The organism is Hungatella hominis, assembly GCF_014288005.1.
Classification (GTDB): Bacteria; Bacillota; Clostridia; order Lachnospirales; family Lachnospiraceae; genus Hungatella; species Hungatella effluvii.
The window spans coordinates 1-17,339 of sequence record NZ_JACOPB010000028.1 but is presented as its reverse complement, the minus strand read 5'-3'; the positions used below and the strand labels follow the sequence as shown (position 1 = coordinate 17,339).

Below are 17,339 nucleotides of genomic sequence, written 5' to 3'. Positions count from 1 at the left end.
ATGGGACATATTTCTCCCCATAAAAAATTAATGCCCTTGTATTAAGGATTAACCATTTTATACAATAGAACTATATTAAGGAGGAAGGAGATAGAAGAAATGAAAAAAAAACAGAAAGTAGTCCGGATACATCCGCGTAAGAAACCTAACCTTGCAATGCCCGTTTGTCCTTACTGTGGACGAGACGCTGTTATGCGGCCAGCCGAGTATGTGTATGGTGATGATACGATAACTGCAGGAAGCATGCTGTATGTATGCAGCGGATATCCGGATTGCAATTCCTATGTAGGAGTTCATAGAGGAACGAAAAAGCCTATGGGCTCTTTGGCGGATAAAGAACTTCGTAATAAAAGAATCCGCGCGCATCGTGCCATGAACAGACTGATTGAAAGTGGGTACATGTGCAAAAATGGAGTTTATGCCTGGTTATCCTGCAGCTTAAACCTGCCGCCTAAAGAGACACACATCGGATGTTTTTCAGATTATATGTGTGAGCAGACCATCATGGAGTGTGAGCGAGTATTAGAAAATTGGAAAGGAAAAAGAGCTGCATAAAAGGGGGCATAAGCACATGAGATTAGAGCCATCAGATAAACCAATGTACCACAGAATGGATCAAAGGGATAGAGCATTGATTATGATACCTGTTTTTGGAATAGCAGCCTCATTGGGGCTGTTTTTTCTTGCGGCCCGTTTTCCGGCCATCATTGGTGGACCATTCATCGGACTTGGTGTGTGTGGTATGTTTGGAGGCGCAATTCGCTATTGGAAGCTAAAGCAGATGATTATGCCATTAAGAGGATGCTGCTTAGAAATTCAGACCAGTTGTTTTGTTGCAAGGCAACCTTGGAAGAAGGAACACTACGAGCAATGCAGAATCTATTTTAAGGAAGTTCAGGTGCTAATAAGGGAAGCCAAAGCAGGCGGTTTTTATCTACAGATTCCAGAAGGCGGTGAGAGTGAAATCCGTGGGTTTGGAGAAAACCGGCGGTGTCTTTTCTATGTCAGCCCATTTGGTTACCCGGAGGATAAGATGCAGGCCGTGTACCAGACCATAAAAGAAAGGCTGCCTGAAACGGCAGAAATATATGAATATGAAACATGAATGGATGGGAGTTCCGGAAATGTTAATGAAAAAGCTAATCATAAATGCAGGTATCATACTGGGTATCCTGGAAGCGGGAGTTTTTATGGAGATTCATCAGGAGGGAGAAGGTGTTTTAAAACTCACAATACTATGCGTGACCGGCCTGGGTCTTTACTTTCTATACCTTTGTCAGGTTATTTTCCAGAAGAAATATGAGACGCTGGTGGGAGAAGTGACCCTGATACAAAACTGTAAGGGCAGAAAAAGATATTGGGAAATTGAGGTGGTAGATGGGGAAGGCAAGGCAAAGCGGCTTCTGGTACCGGTTCAGAGCGGGGTGAGGAAAGGGATTGTGTACCGATTTTTCTTGAAGAATGATATTTTGCTGGGGGTGGAGGAAATGTGATGAGTTATAGAAATATATAGTAATCTGAGGGTTAAGTATGTCAAAGATAGCTGTATCCTGCTTGACTACTTCAGTAGTAATAGCAGTAAGCGTATGTAGTAAAATCATTGTATGATTTATTATTTATATGCCAGATTTTTTTATAAAATAATTTTAGACTATCTCTTGACAACAAAGAAAGCAAGTGATATATTCTATATGACGATATAAAATATTTAGTCATAAGGAGGTGAGGAAAATTGCCGCGCTTTACAGAACAAGAAAAAGAAATCATAAACAGGAAACTTTTGATAGAGGGGGAAAAGCTGTTTGCAGCACACGGCTTGAAAAAAGTAACGGTTGATGATTTAGTAGCTGCTGTAAATATATCGAAAGGTTCATTCTACGCTTTTTATCCGAGTAAAGAACACCTATATGTAGAAATCAATTTTCGCTTACAGAAAGAGCTATTTACTAATATTGAAACAACAATTAAAGGAAGAAAGTATGAAAATCATAGGGACTTAACAAAAGATGTTATCACTTTGGGGGTAACTGGGTTGATTAATTCTCCTATTCTTTCGCAGATCGATTTGTCTTTAATGGACTATCTGCAAAGGAAACTTTCGCCAGATATATTTGACAGTCATATGCACAATGATATACGTATACTAAAAATGCTTGAAGATTTAGGGGTTATTTTTACGATTCCGCATACGGTTATCATAAAATCCCTGTATTCTGTTTTATCCTGTTTGGAACAGTTCAAGGAGGATAAAGAACTGAATATGATACAAAATCTTTTAGTGAATGGCATTGTTCAACAAGTAGTAGCAGAGTAACAATTTTGTTTGGTTATTTGACAGGCAGATAGCCAAACATATTTTTTACAGTTTGTATGACTATATATTTTTATGAGTCATAAAGTCTGAGGAGGACAAAATAATGATTGATGTAAAAAAACTGTATTTTAGCTATACTGACAAACCGTTTGTCGAGAATGTAAGTTTCCATGTTGGGAAAGGAGAAATTTTTGGATTTTTGGGCCCTTCTGGTGCCGGAAAATCAACCATTCAAAAAGTTTTGACCGGACTTAATACAAAATATAAAGGCAGCGTAAAAGTTGCAGGTACAGAAATACGGGAGCGTACAAATCGGTTTTATGAAAATATCGGTGTTGATTTTGAATTTTCAACCTGTTATGAGAAATTCACTGCACGACAAAATCTCGCCTATTTTGCTTCTCTGTATGAAAAGCAGCCCCGGTCTATTGACGAACTATTGCATATGGTTGGATTGGAAAATGACGGAGATAAAAAGGTTGGCGATTTTTCCAAAGGTATGCGTTCCCGCTTGAATTTTATCAAAGCGTTGATACATGACCCAGACATATTATTCCTTGATGAACCGACAAGCGGTCTTGACCCTACGAATAATCGTTTGATGAAAGATATTATCCTTGCAGAAAAGAAACGTGGAAAAACGGTTATCATTACTACTCACAATATGTTTGACGCAACAGAGCTATGTGATCAGGTAGCCTTTATCGTTGCCGGAAAAGTAAGCGCATTGGATAGTCCGCATAATTTGATTATGTCAAGGGGGGCTGCAAAAATACAATATACCTACTATGACAAAGGTGAGAAAACGGGAGAATGTCTGCTTGATAGAACCACAGAAGATAAGTTATTGAAAAACTTAATTTCCGAAAACCGTCTGCTTTCCATTCATAGCAGTGAGCCTACATTAAATGATATTTTTGTAGATATTACAGGGAGGACACTTCAATGAGATTGGGACGTTTAATTTGTGGTGATATACATTTCCAATGGAAATATGGTTTCTATTTTATCTACTTTATTTTAACCGTTTTATATGTGTGTGGGATTGCCGCTTTGCCCGAACATTGGAAAACGGATATTGCTTCTATTATGATATACTCTGACCCGGCAGCAATGGGATTGTTTTTCATGGGAGCGATTGTTCTTTTGGAAAAAAGTCAAAAGGTATTAAATGCTATGGTGGTATCTCCTGTAAAAATATCTGAATATATACTTTCAAAAACAGTTGCGTTGATTGCTATTTCTACGGTAATTGCATTGATATTAGGGTTAGTTTCCGGCAGCAATCATTTGCTTGGTATCGCAGTTGGTACTGCTTTGACATCAGCAATCTTTACTATGCTTGGAATTATTGCAGCTACAAAGATTTCAAACTTGAACCAGTTTCTTATTGTAATTATGCCGATAGAAATTGTTTGCTTTGTTCCACCTATTGCTGGTCTGTTTGTGACTTTACCAGATGTGTTTTGCTTTTTTCCGTTCATGGCTTGTATGAACCTTATAACTGGAAAAAGTATGTTACTATCGTTCGATATGGTAATTGTAATTGCTACGCTGATTATCCTCTACATAATTGCAAGGGATACAGTTGAGCATATGTGGAAAAGTTTGGGAGGTGTAAAGCTATGAAAAAGATACTATCCAGTGCCATACAAGTATTTAAGCAAATCAAAAGCGACCCTATGATGTTTGCGGCTTGCTTCACCCCTTTTATTATGGGAGCTTTAATCAAATTTGGTATTCCATTTTTTGAAAGAATAACAAAGTTTTCTTTACAAGGATACTATCCGATTTTTGATTTATTGCTTTCTATCATGGCTCCTGTACTGCTTTGTTTTGCATTTGCCATGATTACGTTAGAGGAAATTGATGATAAAGTATCGCGGTACTTTTCAATTACCCCTCTTGGTAAGGCGGGGTATCTCTTTACAAGGTTGGTAGTACCCGCAATTATTTCAGCGGTCATTGCTTTTATCGTACTTTTGCTTTTCTCATTAGAAAAGCTACCCACTAGTATGATGATTGGTTTAGCACTTCTCGGCTCGGTACAGGCGATCATTGTTTCACTTATGATTATTACCTTGTCCGGTAATAAATTAGAGGGTATGGCTGTAACAAAACTTTCTGCACTTACACTGTTAGGCATTCCAGTTCCTTTCTTTATAGATAGTTACTACCAGTTCGCGGTTGGCTTCCTCCCATCATTTTGGGTAGCAAAAGCCGTACAGAATGAAGCAGTTCTTTATTTTCCCATAGCATTGGTAGTAGCTTTGATCTGGTACTACTTCCTTATAAAACGTCTGTTTCGGAAGCTGGCAGGATAAGGGGGCATATATGAAAAAAAATAAAATCCTGCCAAACGAAAATGTAAATACGGCAATCCGGGTTTCCACAATTACACTAATCATCAACCTGATTTTATCGCTGCTTAAATTTGTCGCCGGATATATAGGAAAGTCAAGCGCCATGCTGTCAGATGCTGTCCACTCGGCTTCTGATGTATTAAGCACAATCGTTGTGATGGTTGGAATTAAAATATCAGAAAAACGACCTGATAAAGAACACCCCTATGGGCATGAGCGTATGGAATGTGTGGCTTCCATTATTCTTGCTGTTGCATTGGCTGTAACAGGAGCCGGAATTGGATATTCAGGCATTAACAAAATCTATTCAGGGCAGTACAATACACTTTCCGTACCCGGTAGAATCGCACTCACGGCGGCAGTCTTATCCATTGTAATAAAAGAGTGGATGTACTGGTTTACAAGAGGTGCTGCAAAGCATACAAATTCTGACGCACTTATGGCTGACGCATGGCACCACCGCTCTGACGCACTCTCGTCAGTCGGTTCTTTAATTGGCATTTTAGGAGCGCGTTTGGGTTATGCCATTCTTGACCCTATTGCAAGCGTTGTGATTTGCGGTTGTATCTTAAAAGCCGCTTTGGACATTTTCAGAGAAAGCATTAACAAAATGGTGGATCATAGCTGTGACAACACTACTGAAACAAAGATTCGGGAACTTGTACTTCAACAGCAAGGGGTTGAGGGTATTGACGATTTAAAAACCCGCATGTTTGGAGCGAAAATGTATGTAGACATTGAAATATTAGCCGATGGCAGTTTAGTTCTTTATGACGCTCACAGAATTGCCGAGGGAGTCCATCAGGCGATTGAAAACAGCTTTCCACAATGTAAACATTGTATGGTACATGTTAATACTAATGAACTTTCCCATTCTGCATAGGACGGGGAAGAGGATTTAAGGTCACTGAAAGGAGGTGAAGTAGGTTATGGAACAATACTGGTGGATTATCATGATTGCGGTTTTGATTGTCGTTGGCTTACTTAAAATGGTTATTATGAAAAAATACAACGATAAAAAGAATCCCAAAAAGCGTCCGCATAATGATGAAGATTAGTAAAGAGCAACTAAAAGGGAAAACTGCTATCTGTGTAGCAGCGCAAAACGGCAGTTGAAATAAAACCGCCGTTTTCCTTTTTCAAAAATTGGATTACGGAGGGTGTATTAAATTCGCCTTTTTTAAGGACACGGCGGTATCAAGGAGGTATCGCTATGTCCTTATTTTCTATAAATTCAATGATTATCTCGGAAACTCCTTGATTTACGGGTGTTTTCAAAGGATTGTAGGCTGATTTTACTACCAATTTACTACTTACGGAGTTGGCTTTGATATGCCGCCGAAATCCTTTTGAAGATAGACCCCATACCGCCGTTTGGAAATGGCGTGGCACATCAGCAATCAAATAGAGAAACACAACACACCACCAGACAGGCGGCGTTACCTATTCCCACACGGGAAAACAGGAACGCCGCTTTTTTATGCCCTCATGTCACGCAGTAGGGGCAAAGGAAGCCTTGTATCATGGGGCTTTACGGGCGCGGTTTTGACCGGGCAAGGGAAATATACCTTTTCCCTCAAAAATGCCTTTCTATCGCGTGCCCCCCCACAGCAAAGGTTTCCTTGCTGTGGGCTTCCTGTATTACCTTTGCAGTTGCCGTTATAATTGTTAAATCCCGGTTGCTCATATCGGCAGGCAGACTGTCAAGCTGCCGCCGCCCGGTAGATTTTTCCGTTTCCACGTTCGGGAAAAAGAACTGGTCTACCGACACATCTAAAAAGGTGGCAAGCTCATAGAAGATTTGTAGGCTTGGATGCTGTCCGCTGTTCTCAATGGACGCAATATAACGCGGCGCAATGTTCAGTCTGTCCGCTAACTGGTTGCGCAATATGCCCTTTGCCTTTTTTGCTTCTTTAATGGCTTGCCCGAAAGCCTTAAAATCATACTTTACTTTGTCCTGCTTCATATTTTTCATCCTATTACATTTTACCGTTCACCTTTCTGCTTTGGATATGAGTTCACATATCATAGTGTTGATTAGAATAGAACATAGTATTTGCAAGTAATATGTTGATATTTTTGAGGTCAAACATTTATAATGATACATAGAAAGTTTCGATTGGAGGTGATTAACATTTTGAATATTACCCGTTATGCAACTAAAAACGAATGTCTCATTCCGTGGGTGAAATTTTTTTGGCACATTGAAGCCGCAAATGCAGACATACACTATAAACTTCTTCCAACAGATTGTATTGATGTTATATTGAATTTGGCTGATGATGTGGTATATGAAACTGAATGTAATAAAATAATAGCACCCCCTTTTCATATCAATGGACTACGTAGTAAGTACAGTTTTATCCATCAAGAAAAAACCATTCGTATTTTTGGTATATCATTTTATCCTCATGGGCTATATCCCTTTGTGCATAAATCACTTAAGGAAGTTCAAAACAAAGTGGTTGATCTAAACGGGCTTTCATACAGTTTAGGAGAAAAGTTAAAAAAAGCAGTCAGTAATGATACTACTGAAAAAATCATAGCTGAAATTGAAAATACTTTGATTGAGGAGTTATCTATAAAGCAAGATTTTGCGGACAAAGCACAGCTAATATCAGACTTTATAACAATTAGTGATGATATATCTATCAAATCTTTTTGCGATAAACGGTCAATAAGCATAAAAACATTTGAGAGAATGGTTTTATACCATACGGGCTATACTCCGAAAATTTTGCGTCGTATAAAACGTTTCCAGAATACATGTAATCAATTAGTACATCAACATATTAGTTTAACCGATATTACTTACGATAATAATTTTACTGACCAATCATATTTTATAAAAGAGTTTACACGTTTTTCGGGAACAGCACCACGCACCTTTCAGACAGAGAAAGCTACTGTAAAAGAGAATGTTAAATACAAATACCTATGACAGTCGATTTTCTACTATACCTCTTGTTCTATTTTATGTAGACTATGAAAAAAACAGGAGGTATTTTTATGTCTATTGCAACGGAAATCGTAACAATGAAAACTTTACAGGAGGTAACAAAAGACAGCTTTATCAGCATTGTGGACTCGCTTGAAAAGGACTATCATTCAAAGCAACAGGGTTTTATTGACACGGAACTTCTCTATAACGAAGAAAACAGGGAATGGACTATGATACAGCATTGGGCTTCAATGGAAGAACTCAAGGCTGCTTCTGATAAAATGTTTCAAGATGAGGAAGCAGCCCCTTTTGTAAAAGCACTTGACGCTGCAAGTGTCAAAATGAGCATATTACCACAAATAAAAATATGGGGATAAAAAAGTGAAAAAGTTTGAATATCAAATTGAAAAGGTAACAGGGCATTGTTCATGTGGATATAAGGTAGGGGACGTATTTCAATGTGAGGGTATGAATACTCCCTGTACTCCATTTTGTGGAGGTGCTTACATGGCTTTGTTTCCTATTCAAGTCGCCCTACACAATGGAGCTACCTTTAATTTGGAAGAAAACCCAAAGTCAAAAGGAAATTTGGCTTGTCCTGATAATGGGTATGTTGTTTTCAAAGTTACTCTGATTGAGGACTAATTATTTAAGCGAAAAATCATTTAATATTGTACATGGACACCTGTATACGGTTTACCCTCTTTTCTTTGCTAATTCACTTCGGAGCTAGTGGTAAAATCATACTCACCATATTGATGATGAAACACCCTTGCAATTTCCATTTATGTGGATAGGTACGGCATTGATGAAAGCTATGCTTAGTGAAAAAGGCTATAAGTGGACTTCATTAGCAGTATAAAAGGCTAACTATGCTCTGAAAATGTAAAAATGTGATGAGTTATATAAATATATGGTAATCTGAGGGAGATGTATGTCAAAGATAGCCGTATCCTGCTTGACTACTTCAGTAGTAATAGCAGTAAGCGTATGTAATAAAATCATTGTATGATTTATTGTTTATATGCCAAATTTTTGGTATAATTCAAATGATAATATGCATAGTTACATATACTCAAAACTCAGAAAAGTGGAGAAGGTCAATGGGAGAAGATGAGGAAAAGATAGAAATAGAGTTAGAAAATGAAACGTATGGCTTGAATAATTAAAAACTATATTGCAATTTGCTGGGGAGAGAATTGATTATTATATTCATATACATTAAAGAATAAACCACTTAGGGAGATGATAATATGTTGTCGCAGGAAGAAAAAATCTATGTCGAACAGGCCTGCCTAAAATTAAAGGAACGTGGTTGGTTTCCTGGAGAGAAATTTGATCTATCCACTATCACAGAACAGGAAATTGCTGTTTTTGAACAGCAACATCAAGTGACCCTGCCATCTCTTTACAGAACATTTTTGACCTCTTTCGCACTTCCTCAAAAAAGTATTCATATATGTGCCACTATCTACGACATGGGAGATTTTGGCCCCCTATGGTTAAGGTTTGACTGTCCGAGAACAATGAAGGACATATCAGAGCAGATGGAAATCCTGCAGGAGATTCGGGATTTTTGTGAATTGCCGGAGGGCTGCTTTCGGAATCTGATTCCGATTGGAGACTGGGGCGCGGGCTGGGGGCCTTTGTGTATAGACCTTTCTAAGCCAGAGGAGATGGTGGACGGGGACGATGAAGACACATGGTCTTTGGTATGGTTTGACCATGAAGATTTTGATTGGGATGAGCAATACCTTGGTGAAGATGGTTTGCTTCACGGGCAGGCGGCTTTACCAAATCTAAAAGTATTATTGGATTGGTATTTTTATGGGGAATTGGAAAACAAGTATGAACAGGAGGAAGGTGTAAAGCCTACCTATGAGTGGTATCAGGACACCTTGAAACTGTAAAATTTCTGCAATTAAATCTACAATACCCCTTTTATTATCTACTAATAATATTTTATTGCTTATTTTATCACTTCCTTGCTTTTATTCTTTTATCTAAAGGCTTCTTTGCTGTTGCATGTATAAGCCGGAGAATACTGGCACCTGGATACATCCGGCAGAACAATAACATATCTCTTTTTAAATTATATTTCGAGTTTTGGAAAGTGCAGTTTACAAGGGACTACACAGGGTAGGTATCTGACGGGAGGTGTGCCGCCCGTCAGATTTTCCATGTGATATTCAAGCTGTCGCTTGTGGCGGCTATGGTAGTGAGCATTAAGTCCACCACCCGCCGCTTGTCGTCAAAGGATACATTCTCCCAAGTGTCGAGGTAGCCGGAAATCTGGCTGACCTGTTCCGGGCTTATGGCTTCCACCGTCAGCTCCGCTATCTGCGCCAGTAGTTCCTGCTTGCGTCCGTCCAGTTCGGCAATCTTCACATTCACATAGGAGAGCAGGACATTGTTTGCGCCTGTCAGACTGTCTACCAGCTTTTCAATCTCACTGTCCACATGAGCAAGCTCCACTTGCAGGGCGGCGATTTTCGGGTTGGCTTTTGCCGCTTTCTTCCTGCCCGTCAGCGTCTTGTAGCTGTCCAGCTTCTTCACCTTTGCTGATAAGTGACCGCTTCCAGTTCCGAAGTGATGATTTTCCCACAGCAGGGGCAACTCTTGTTATCCAGCCGCTTTGTACAGCGGAGATATTGCTTGCCGGACGGATTGAAGATACTCATAAGAGCATATCCGCAGTTCCCGCATTTGATTTTCCCCGCCAGCCATGTGTGGGTGGCTTTCCGGGCAGACTGGATTTTCATGTTGTTCATCAGCTTCTTGCGGCAGGTCAGCCATACGTCCGAGGGGACAATCCCCTCATGCGGAGCCAGCACCAGCATTTGGTCTTTGAGATTTTGCGCCTTGTCCGGCTTCACGTCCCGCCCCTGATACAGATAGCACCCGTTCATGCCCGTAAAGTCGGCGGCGTCATTGACAATGACCGTCCCCTGGCTTTTGAAAAATTCGTACACATCGAGGTCTGCCTGCACATAGACGGGATTGCGTAACATCTGCGCCAGCGTGGGGCGTATCAGTTCTTTGCCGTTGAATAAAATCCCCTGTTCAGCAAAATACCGGGTAATGTCCCCGGAGGAGGTTGTAGGCTGGGCGTACATCTCGAACATGAGCCGGATATTCGCCGCTTCCTCCGGTTTTACCACCAGCTTCTTGTGTTGATACCGTCCATTTTGATAGGCTCGGTGTGGAAACCATAGGGAGCCTTGCCGCCCATTTTGAAGCCCCGCTGACTGCGGGAATAATAAGCGTCCGTCACCCGCTTCTGTATCGTTTCCCGTTCAAGCTGGGCGAACACGATACAGATATTCAGCATAGTCCGCCCCATAGGAGTGGAGGTGTCAAACTTCTCCGTAGAGGAAACAAACTCCACGTTGTAATGCTGGAACAGTTCCATCATGTTTGCGAAGTCCAGAATGGAACGGCTGATACGGTCAAGTTTGTAGACAATGACCTTTGCAATCAAGCCCCGCTTAATATCCCGCACCAGTTCCTGAAACTTCGGACGGTCTGTGTTCTTGCCGCTGTACCCTTTGTCTGTGTATTCCTTGCAGTTACCGCCTTTCAATTCGTATTTGCAAAATTCAATCTGGCTTTCAATGGAAATGCTGTCCTTTTTGTCCACCGATTGTCTTGCATAGATTGCGTCTATTCTGTTGTTCATATTGTCGCTCCTTTTCTTAAAAAAGAAACGGAGCTGCTGACACTTATATTATATCGCCAGCAGCCCCGCAAATCAACGGTGGCTTTGGAAAACCTTACGCCCCGGCGTTCTCATTCTGCCGTTTATCGGCGTACTTGCGGAACACCTCATAAAGCTGTTGCTCCAACTCCCGGCGTTTCGCCGCTTCCTGCTCCGGCGTGAACACCGGGGAGAGATTTTCCAGCGTGATTTCCTTTCCCTGAAAAGTCACGACCTCTGTTTCTTTCTTGTATCTGATATGCTCCATAGAACCTCCCATATTCAATTTTCAACGAATCATGAAAGCTTATCTCAGCCTATGATGAAAATAGGGTATTGGCTCCACTACTTTTTTTATTTCTTATTCTGCCTTACAATAGTCTTAGGCAGGATTAAATTTGATTGCACCTTGGAGGAATTTGCACCCCGTTTGTCAACGTAAATGTTTTGCCCTTGAGCACAGCATATTGTCGCACCTTTTATGGATAGCACGAGTAGCAAAGTCCGTATTATCTCGGGCAAATCTCCTGCCAATTCTATTGCAAAGGAGATGTTCTGTATGAAAGACCTTCTGGAAATTTCCTGTGGACTGGATGTCCACAAAGAAAAAATTGTTGCATGTATCCTGTCTGGTCCTTTGGGTAAGCCAACACATTCCGAAATCCGGGAATTTTCCACCCTAATCCCAGATATGATCGCCTTGCGGGATTGGATCGTTTCTCAAAACTGCCATCATGTCGCTATGGAAAGCACAGGCATTTACTGGCTGCCTATTTATGAAATACTGGAAGACTCATTCTCTGGAGATATTACTTTGCTGGTTGTAAATGCACGCCATATGAAGAATGTTCCCGGCAAAAAAACAGACATGCGAGATTCCGAGTGGATTTCTACCCTACTCCGTGCCGGGCTGCTGAATGGCAGCTTTATTCCCGAAAAAAGAATTCGGGAATTTCGGGACTTAAACCGTTACCGTAAGAGCCTCATCCGTGATATTACATCCCAGAAAAACAGGATTGAGAAATTTTTACAAAGTTCCGGCTTCCGTTTGTCTTCTTTCATTTCTGATATTTTTGGTACTTCCGGCAGGAACATCATTCTGCACCTGATTGAGCATGGTCAAATCGATCGGACTGCTTTGGACTCCTGCTTAAAAACAAAGACAAGAAGCCGTATAGATGAAATCCTCATGGCCGTAAATGGAACTCTCTCGGAACATCAGAAAGCGTTTCTCAGAATCCTCATGAACCATTATGATTCTCTAAAAGAACATCTGAATCAAATCGAAAAAGATCTCGAGCAAGATATGGAACCATTTATTCTGCAAGTGGAACAGTTGAATAGCATTTATGGGATAAGCACCACCGCTTCCTGTGCAATTATTGCTGAAATCGGAGTTGATATGAAACCATTTAAAACCGCAGAGCATATCTGTTCATGGGCTGGTCTATGTCCCGGAAATAATGAGAGTGCGGGAAAACGAAAAAGCACATCTGTCACGAAAGGCAATCCGTACATAAAAAGTATGCTCTGTGAAATCGCCTGGGTAATTGCCGGAAAACGAAACTCTTATCTTTCTGCCTGGTATTGGAGAATCAAACAGAAAAAAGGTGCGAAAAAGGCCATTGTTGCTCTTGCCAGGAAACTACTTGTTATCATCTATACAATGCTAAAACAAGGGACTCTTTTTAATGAAGCCTGTTTTGAAGTCAGGCGTAAAAACTGTGAGCAAAAGCAGATTTCCCGGTATATACGGGAATTGGAAAAACATGGTTATCATGTAGAAGCCCAAGGTTAGCCCATCTTTGATTCATATTTCACTGTTGGCAGCCAATATCGTGACTGCTTTTTAGCGATGCTTTCATGATTGTTGAAAACATTTGTTGTCAAGGTTCAGGTCTTGGCTACGAGTTTTATTTTCGTAGCAAGGTACAATGCCGCATAGGGGCGGCGTGAAATTCTGCTTATATTCAATCACCTTTCCTTTGTGTATCGCTGTTGCCGCTTTACTTCTGCCAGCACGTCCGGCGGGATACGGTCAACCAGCCTTTGAATATCCTGCAATTCGCTTTCCAGTTTCGCCCGTTCCATGCGGTCTTTCATCTTGCCGCTTTCGCTGGCTCTGGCTCTCGCTTCCAGCTTTTGATTTTCTTCCAGCAGGTCATTGATCGTGACCTTATATTTCTTCAACTGCCCGGAGAAGTTCTCCATTTGAGGGAACCACTTTTTCAGCATGGCAAGGGCTTCTTCTTTCTTCTTCCCGGCGTTCAGCGGAGAAATACTGTCCAGCGTGGCTTCAATCGCCCTCGCCTGTTTGGAGAGATTGACCGCCTGCTTGAAAAGCCGGGTGGGGAAATGCTTCCGTCCCGTTTTGCTGGCGCTCTCCCCACGCTCTAAGTCAGGATATTTCTCCACCATATAGGCGTGAAAATCGTCCTGCCACTTCGTCAAATTCGCCCGGTTGCCTATGATTTCTTTGGCGCACAGGCGGTTGTCCTTTGTCAGCGGAACGAAAGTCAAATGTAGGTGGGGCGTTTTCTCGTCCATGTGTACCACCGCCGACACGATATTTTCCCGGCCTACCCGGTCAATGAGGAAGTCCGCCGCCCGCTGAAAAAAGGCTTGTATCTCCTTTGGGGACTTGCCCTTGAAAAACTCCGGGCTGGCGGTTATGAGCGTATCCACAAACCGGGTGCTGTCCTTTCGTGTCCTGCACCCCGCCTGTTCAATGCGGCTCTGAATGAAATGGTAATAGCGTCCCTCCGGCTTGACGATGTGAAAGTTGTACTTGCTCCGGCTCGTGTCAATGTCAGGATTGCTGGCGTACTGTTCCTTTTGCCGTTCGTGGTGGGCTTCCAGCGGCCTTGCCGGATTGCCTTTATGCTTCTCAAATCGCAAAATTGCGTGTTGTGCCATAAACTCCTTTCCCCATTCCTTTCCTATCCGGGACTTTTCCACAGGAAAATCCCGCCGGAAATATCTCTGATAGGATTGGAATGGAATTGATATAAATAAATCTGTTTAATCTCTGTATTTCTATCTTCCGTCCGGTTTTCGTACTTCAAGAGGATTGATTATCGTACTCCATGCGTGCGGTTTTCAGCCCTCCGGCGTACCGGAACCGGATTTCTTGAAGTCGGTGTTTGAAACCGCTTCATAGGATTTTGGATAGATACGGTTGGGTTTTCCACAGCCCTGTTTCTGTATCTCCACAAGCCCCGCATATTGTAACTCCCGTAGAGTGTTGACCGCTTTCTGCCGCCCACAGTGGAGCAAGGCGACCACCTCGTAGATTGGATAGTACAGGAAAATGCGCCCGTACTCGTCCGACCAGCCGTTCTTGCGGGACAACTCCGTCCGGCGCAGGATAAAGGCGTACAATATCTTTGCTTCATTGGACAAAGCTGTGAATGTGGGGGCTTCAAAGAGAAAATTCGAGAGCCGGGTGAAGCTGACCGATTTCTTCGGCTGATGAATATAAATCATGTTTGTCATAGTGTGCTTTGTGGACAGTTAGAACGGCATTTCCGGGGGAGGGTGATACTTTATACCACTTCCCCCGGTTCTGCCCTCTGGAAGCCTTGCAAATCAAGGACTTTTCCCCGCCTAATTGTCCACGCTCGACCTCCTTTTCCGTTCACTTTCCGCTTTCTGCTGCCTGTGAACTCTGGCGGCGCAGTCCGGGCAGTATTTCGCCCGGTTGGACTTTGGGACGAACACGCCGCCGCAGACCTCACAACGTTTCAAGTTCTTTCCCCGGAAAATCTCTGCTTCCAGCGTTCCGTCCTGCGTCAAGACCGACCAGCGAAACCACTTACAGCAGACGGAGAAAGAAATCATCTGCGGGCAGGTGTGAGCGTCCCCGTCATCAAGAGCGATACAATCCCCGCCCTCGCAGTTGCAACACTCCCGGCGTATCAGGCTGTTTGCCTGTTTCCTCTGCGCCGGCGTCATGCGGTAGAGGGAGCCGTCCGGCCTGCGCTCTACGGGCGGCAATCGCTTGTATAAATTTTCTTTCATGCGTTCCTCCGTTTCTCTGTTGCCGTTCTCCCCGAAAAGGCTTCCTGCCCCATTCCTGCGGCTTATTCCGACGTTGGCACGCTCCCCGGACTTCGGGACATTTTGGAGCTGTTGACAAAGTCTATATAAAAGACTCCCCATATGATAAAATTGATATAAAAGGACATGGGGGACATACGTATGATGACGAATTCTGAAAATAAACAAATAAAATTTCACATGATTACAATCGAAAATCTTGTGCCGGAAAATCACTTCTTACGAAAACTGAATCGACTGGCTGATTTCTCGTTTATACGGGAAGAAACGAAAGCATTCTACTGTCACAATAACGGGCGGCCCTGTATCGATCCGGTGGTTCTAGTAAAATATTTGTTGATCGGATTTCTATATGGCATCGAATCAGAGCGCCGTTTAGAGCAGGAAATTCAGGTAAACATGGCATACCGCTGGTTTTTAGGGCTGGATTTGGACGAGCGTGTTCCGGACCACTCCACCCTATCCCAAAACCGGCGCAGGCGGTTTCGCTCAAAGGAGCTGTACCGAACTCTGTTTTTGCAGATTGTCCGCCAATGCATGGAAAAGGGGCTGGTGGATGGGAAACTGATCGTAACCGATTCCACCCATGTCAAAGCGAATGCCTCCCGCCAGTCTGAGCATGTTGTAGAAGTGGAGAAGGCCGCTTGCGGGTATCTGTCCAAGCTGGATGAATACGAACAAGTCGAGCGTACACGGCTGGAGAATGCAGGGAAGCTCCCCCACAAAGAACCGGTAGCCCGCCGGGAAACCACTCCTAAAATCATCTCGAAACGGGTAAGCCGAACCGACCCAGAAGCAGGTTTTTACAAACGCAAAGGCAAACCGGAGGGAATGCATTACCTGTCCCACCAAAGCCTAGACACCGCTAACGGAATCATCGTGGACGTTTATACAACACCAGGGAATGTGACGGATGCCACCCCCTATGTGGAACGGATTGATGCGATCCACCAGACACTTGGGTTTGCTATTGAGAGCGCCGGAGCAGACAGCGGTTACGACATTAGCCTGGTTCATCAGCAGATGCAGGAAAGAGGGATCCGGTTTTATACCCCCATCAACCATGAGAAGCCGAACTACAAATCCAGCTTTACCCGGTCTGATTTTACCTACGAATCCGAAACGGATACGTTCCAATGCCCTGGTGGGAAAGGGCTGCCGCTGAAACGTTTGCAAAGAAATGAGTATGGGGTATATCGGGAATACCGCGCCGAAAAAAGCAACTGTCAAATATGTCCGTTTAAAAATGCCTGCCTGACAGGAAGTTTCCCCAGCCGCCGCCTGCAGGTTAATATCTTTGAAGCGGCGGTCAAGAAAAACCATGACGCAGGCGGCAGTGCGGGCCATCGAGAGGCGTTACGGCTGCGCCAAATCTGGTGTGAGGGCAGTTTTGCAGCACAGAAAGCGCGGCACAATTTAAAACGCCTGTTACGGCGAGGGTTGGAGGCAGCGGAGGAGCACTGCCTTTTGTCGGCGACGGCATTAAACCTAAAACGGATGGTAAACTGTCTGGAATAGCGCCGAAAGGCGTTCTTTTTTTGCCCTTTTTCCCTTATCTGCACTCATTCATTTTACTTATTATGCATTTTAGATGGGTTTGTCAACAGCTCCATTTTGTCCCGAAGTGGCTCGTTGCGGTGCTTCCCATGCCGGGATATTCCTTTTCGGACGGTCATTTGATTTTCAAGGTGCTGTTCACCGATGAACTAAGATAAGTCTACACCTAAATGACCGCCTGCCCCGTATATCCATAAAGTCGGAAATCAGCCCGGAAAACTCACTATTTCCACGCTCTCGGAATTGTGGTAGAATACAAAAAGGAGGAGATTGTATGGACATATATGTTGAACGGATAGGGAAAGTGATAACTTTAGAGGAATGGAAAAAATATGTGCAATCAGACAAAGAATTGTCATTATCAGAACAAGGAAAGGGGATAAATCCCTTAACCCGTACAACAATGTA

The 17,339-nt window shown here is 42.8% G+C and carries 20 protein-coding genes and 1 pseudogene; 15 read left to right on the top strand and 6 right to left on the bottom strand.

All coding sequences use genetic code 11. The annotated features are described in order from the left end of the window. The first annotated feature begins 99 nt into the window (after positions 1–99). The 9 genes from H8S75_RS30235 (at position 100) to H8S75_RS33190 (ending at position 5,735) form a co-directional block, all read left to right on the top strand. Positions 100–555 carry a zinc-finger-containing protein gene (locus H8S75_RS30235; RefSeq protein ID WP_002591412.1) on the top strand — a complete coding sequence of 152 codons (456 nt, stop codon included), beginning with the start codon at positions 100–102 and terminating at the stop codon, positions 553–555. A gap of 16 nt (positions 556–571) precedes the next feature. Next, entirely contained in the window at positions 572–1,105 is a 534-nt protein-coding gene (locus H8S75_RS30230; RefSeq protein WP_187024664.1) for a hypothetical protein, read from the top strand. A 19-nt stretch (positions 1,106–1,124) separates the two neighbouring features. Then, positions 1,125–1,493, top strand: a complete 369-nt coding sequence (locus tag H8S75_RS30225) for a hypothetical protein (protein ID WP_243270528.1) — start codon at positions 1,125–1,127, stop codon at positions 1,491–1,493. 239 nt (positions 1,494–1,732) lie between these two features. After that, complete coding sequence (locus tag H8S75_RS30220) at positions 1,733–2,314, top strand: TetR/AcrR family transcriptional regulator (protein ID WP_187024662.1); 582 nt, start codon at positions 1,733–1,735, stop codon at positions 2,312–2,314. Positions 2,315–2,417: 103 nt separating this feature from the next. Continuing rightward, the gene (locus H8S75_RS30215; protein WP_002591416.1) at positions 2,418–3,263 is read left to right on the top strand and encodes an ABC transporter ATP-binding protein; all 846 of its coding nucleotides are present in this window, start codon (positions 2,418–2,420) and stop codon (positions 3,261–3,263) included. Beyond that, positions 3,260–3,943, top strand: a complete 684-nt coding sequence (locus tag H8S75_RS30210) for a fluoroquinolone export ABC transporter permease subunit (protein ID WP_002591417.1) — start codon at positions 3,260–3,262, stop codon at positions 3,941–3,943. Before H8S75_RS30215 ends, H8S75_RS30210 begins: the two co-directional genes overlap by 4 nt. Beyond that, positions 3,940–4,638 carry an Rv2686c family ABC transporter permease subunit gene (locus H8S75_RS30205; RefSeq protein WP_002591418.1) on the top strand — a complete coding sequence of 233 codons (699 nt, stop codon included), beginning with the start codon at positions 3,940–3,942 and terminating at the stop codon, positions 4,636–4,638. The genes H8S75_RS30210 and H8S75_RS30205 overlap by 4 nt, the downstream gene beginning before the upstream one ends. 10 nt (positions 4,639–4,648) lie before the next feature. Then, positions 4,649–5,560 carry a cation diffusion facilitator family transporter gene (locus H8S75_RS30200; protein WP_002591419.1) on the top strand — a complete coding sequence of 304 codons (912 nt, stop codon included), beginning with the start codon at positions 4,649–4,651 and terminating at the stop codon, positions 5,558–5,560. Between the two features lie 46 nt (positions 5,561–5,606). Continuing rightward, positions 5,607–5,735, top strand: a complete 129-nt coding sequence (locus tag H8S75_RS33190) for a hypothetical protein (protein ID WP_002591420.1) — start codon at positions 5,607–5,609, stop codon at positions 5,733–5,735. A gap of 518 nt (positions 5,736–6,253) precedes the next feature. Here H8S75_RS33190 and H8S75_RS30195 read toward each other — a convergent pair. Beyond that, the gene (locus H8S75_RS30195; RefSeq protein ID WP_002591421.1) at positions 6,254–6,643 is read right to left on the bottom strand and encodes a helix-turn-helix transcriptional regulator; all 390 of its coding nucleotides are present in this window, start codon (positions 6,641–6,643) and stop codon (positions 6,254–6,256) included. Positions 6,644–6,814: 171 nt separating this feature from the next. On the opposite strand from H8S75_RS30195, the gene H8S75_RS30190 reads away from it, so the two are divergent. The 4 genes from H8S75_RS30190 to H8S75_RS30175 all read left to right on the top strand — a co-directional run bounded on the left by H8S75_RS30190 (position 6,815) and on the right by H8S75_RS30175 (position 9,528). Next, entirely contained in the window at positions 6,815–7,618 is an 804-nt protein-coding gene (locus H8S75_RS30190; protein WP_243270527.1) for a helix-turn-helix domain-containing protein, read from the top strand. 68 nt (positions 7,619–7,686) lie between these two features. Next, positions 7,687–7,995, top strand: a complete 309-nt coding sequence (locus H8S75_RS30185; RefSeq protein WP_155560796.1) for an antibiotic biosynthesis monooxygenase — start codon at positions 7,687–7,689, stop codon at positions 7,993–7,995. Positions 7,996–7,999: 4 nt separating this feature from the next. After that, positions 8,000–8,263 (top strand): TIGR04076 family protein, encoded by a 264-nt coding sequence (locus H8S75_RS30180; protein WP_187024660.1) that lies wholly within the window; start codon positions 8,000–8,002, stop codon positions 8,261–8,263. 608 nt (positions 8,264–8,871) lie between these two features. Further along, positions 8,872–9,528: an SMI1/KNR4 family protein gene (locus tag H8S75_RS30175; RefSeq protein WP_187024659.1), complete on the top strand. Its 657-nt coding sequence runs from the start codon at positions 8,872–8,874 to the stop codon at positions 9,526–9,528. 259 nt (positions 9,529–9,787) lie between these two features. Here the strand turns inward: H8S75_RS30175 and H8S75_RS30170 are convergent. Next, a pseudogene (locus H8S75_RS30170) lies at positions 9,788–11,297 on the bottom strand (recombinase family protein). Positions 11,298–11,391: 94 nt separating this feature from the next. Continuing rightward, entirely contained in the window at positions 11,392–11,583 is a 192-nt protein-coding gene (locus tag H8S75_RS30165) for a hypothetical protein (protein WP_112481489.1), read from the bottom strand. A gap of 291 nt (positions 11,584–11,874) precedes the next feature. On the opposite strand from H8S75_RS30165, the gene H8S75_RS30160 reads away from it, so the two are divergent. Next, positions 11,875–13,113 (top strand): IS110 family RNA-guided transposase, encoded by a 1,239-nt coding sequence (locus H8S75_RS30160; protein WP_112481490.1) that lies wholly within the window; start codon positions 11,875–11,877, stop codon positions 13,111–13,113. A gap of 176 nt (positions 13,114–13,289) precedes the next feature. On the opposite strand, the gene mobV is transcribed toward H8S75_RS30160, so the two are convergent. The 3 genes from mobV to H8S75_RS30145 form a co-directional block, all read right to left on the bottom strand. Continuing rightward, a complete protein-coding gene (gene mobV, locus H8S75_RS30155) occupies positions 13,290–14,231 on the bottom strand; it encodes a MobV family relaxase (RefSeq protein WP_112481491.1) in 942 nt (313 codons plus the stop codon). A 183-nt stretch (positions 14,232–14,414) separates the two neighbouring features. After that, positions 14,415–14,810: a replication initiator protein A gene (locus H8S75_RS30150; protein WP_187024658.1), complete on the bottom strand. Its 396-nt coding sequence runs from the start codon at positions 14,808–14,810 to the stop codon at positions 14,415–14,417. Positions 14,811–14,921: 111 nt separating this feature from the next. Continuing rightward, a complete protein-coding gene (locus H8S75_RS30145; RefSeq protein ID WP_112481493.1) occupies positions 14,922–15,335 on the bottom strand; it encodes a cysteine-rich VLP domain-containing protein in 414 nt (137 codons plus the stop codon). A gap of 180 nt (positions 15,336–15,515) precedes the next feature. Between H8S75_RS30145 and H8S75_RS30140 the strand changes: the two genes are divergently transcribed. After that, positions 15,516–16,892, top strand: coding sequence for an IS1182 family transposase (locus H8S75_RS30140; RefSeq protein WP_187024657.1), 1,377 nt, complete (start codon positions 15,516–15,518; stop codon positions 16,890–16,892). Positions 16,893–17,339 lie beyond the last annotated feature (447 nt).

Bases quoted from the DNA above. Each gene is read 5' to 3' on its own strand.
- H8S75_RS30175 (WP_187024659.1), top strand. From the start codon at position 8,872: ATGTTGTCGCAGGAAGAAAAAATCTATGTCGAACAGGCCTGCCTAAAA.
- H8S75_RS30200 (WP_002591419.1), top strand. From the start codon at position 4,649: ATGAAAAAAAATAAAATCCTGCCAAACGAAAATGTAAATACGGCAATC.
- H8S75_RS30235 (WP_002591412.1), top strand. From the start codon at position 100: ATGAAAAAAAAACAGAAAGTAGTCCGGATACATCCGCGTAAGAAACCT.
- H8S75_RS33190 (WP_002591420.1), top strand. From the start codon at position 5,607: ATGGAACAATACTGGTGGATTATCATGATTGCGGTTTTGATTGTCGTT.
- H8S75_RS30225 (WP_243270528.1), top strand. From the start codon at position 1,125: ATGTTAATGAAAAAGCTAATCATAAATGCAGGTATCATACTGGGTATC.
- H8S75_RS30140 (WP_187024657.1), top strand. From the start codon at position 15,516: ATGATGACGAATTCTGAAAATAAACAAATAAAATTTCACATGATTACA.
- H8S75_RS30205 (WP_002591418.1), top strand. From the start codon at position 3,940: ATGAAAAAGATACTATCCAGTGCCATACAAGTATTTAAGCAAATCAAA.
- mobV (WP_112481491.1), bottom strand. From the start codon at position 14,231: ATGGCACAACACGCAATTTTGCGATTTGAGAAGCATAAAGGCAATCCG.
- H8S75_RS30165 (WP_112481489.1), bottom strand. From the start codon at position 11,583: ATGGAGCATATCAGATACAAGAAAGAAACAGAGGTCGTGACTTTTCAG.
- H8S75_RS30185 (WP_155560796.1), top strand. From the start codon at position 7,687: ATGTCTATTGCAACGGAAATCGTAACAATGAAAACTTTACAGGAGGTA.
- H8S75_RS30230 (WP_187024664.1), top strand. From the start codon at position 572: ATGAGATTAGAGCCATCAGATAAACCAATGTACCACAGAATGGATCAA.
- H8S75_RS30145 (WP_112481493.1), bottom strand. From the start codon at position 15,335: ATGAAAGAAAATTTATACAAGCGATTGCCGCCCGTAGAGCGCAGGCCG.
- H8S75_RS30215 (WP_002591416.1), top strand. From the start codon at position 2,418: ATGATTGATGTAAAAAAACTGTATTTTAGCTATACTGACAAACCGTTT.
- H8S75_RS30210 (WP_002591417.1), top strand. From the start codon at position 3,260: ATGAGATTGGGACGTTTAATTTGTGGTGATATACATTTCCAATGGAAA.
- H8S75_RS30195 (WP_002591421.1), bottom strand. From the start codon at position 6,643: ATGAAGCAGGACAAAGTAAAGTATGATTTTAAGGCTTTCGGGCAAGCC.
- H8S75_RS30160 (WP_112481490.1), top strand. From the start codon at position 11,875: ATGAAAGACCTTCTGGAAATTTCCTGTGGACTGGATGTCCACAAAGAA.
- H8S75_RS30150 (WP_187024658.1), bottom strand. From the start codon at position 14,810: ATGACAAACATGATTTATATTCATCAGCCGAAGAAATCGGTCAGCTTC.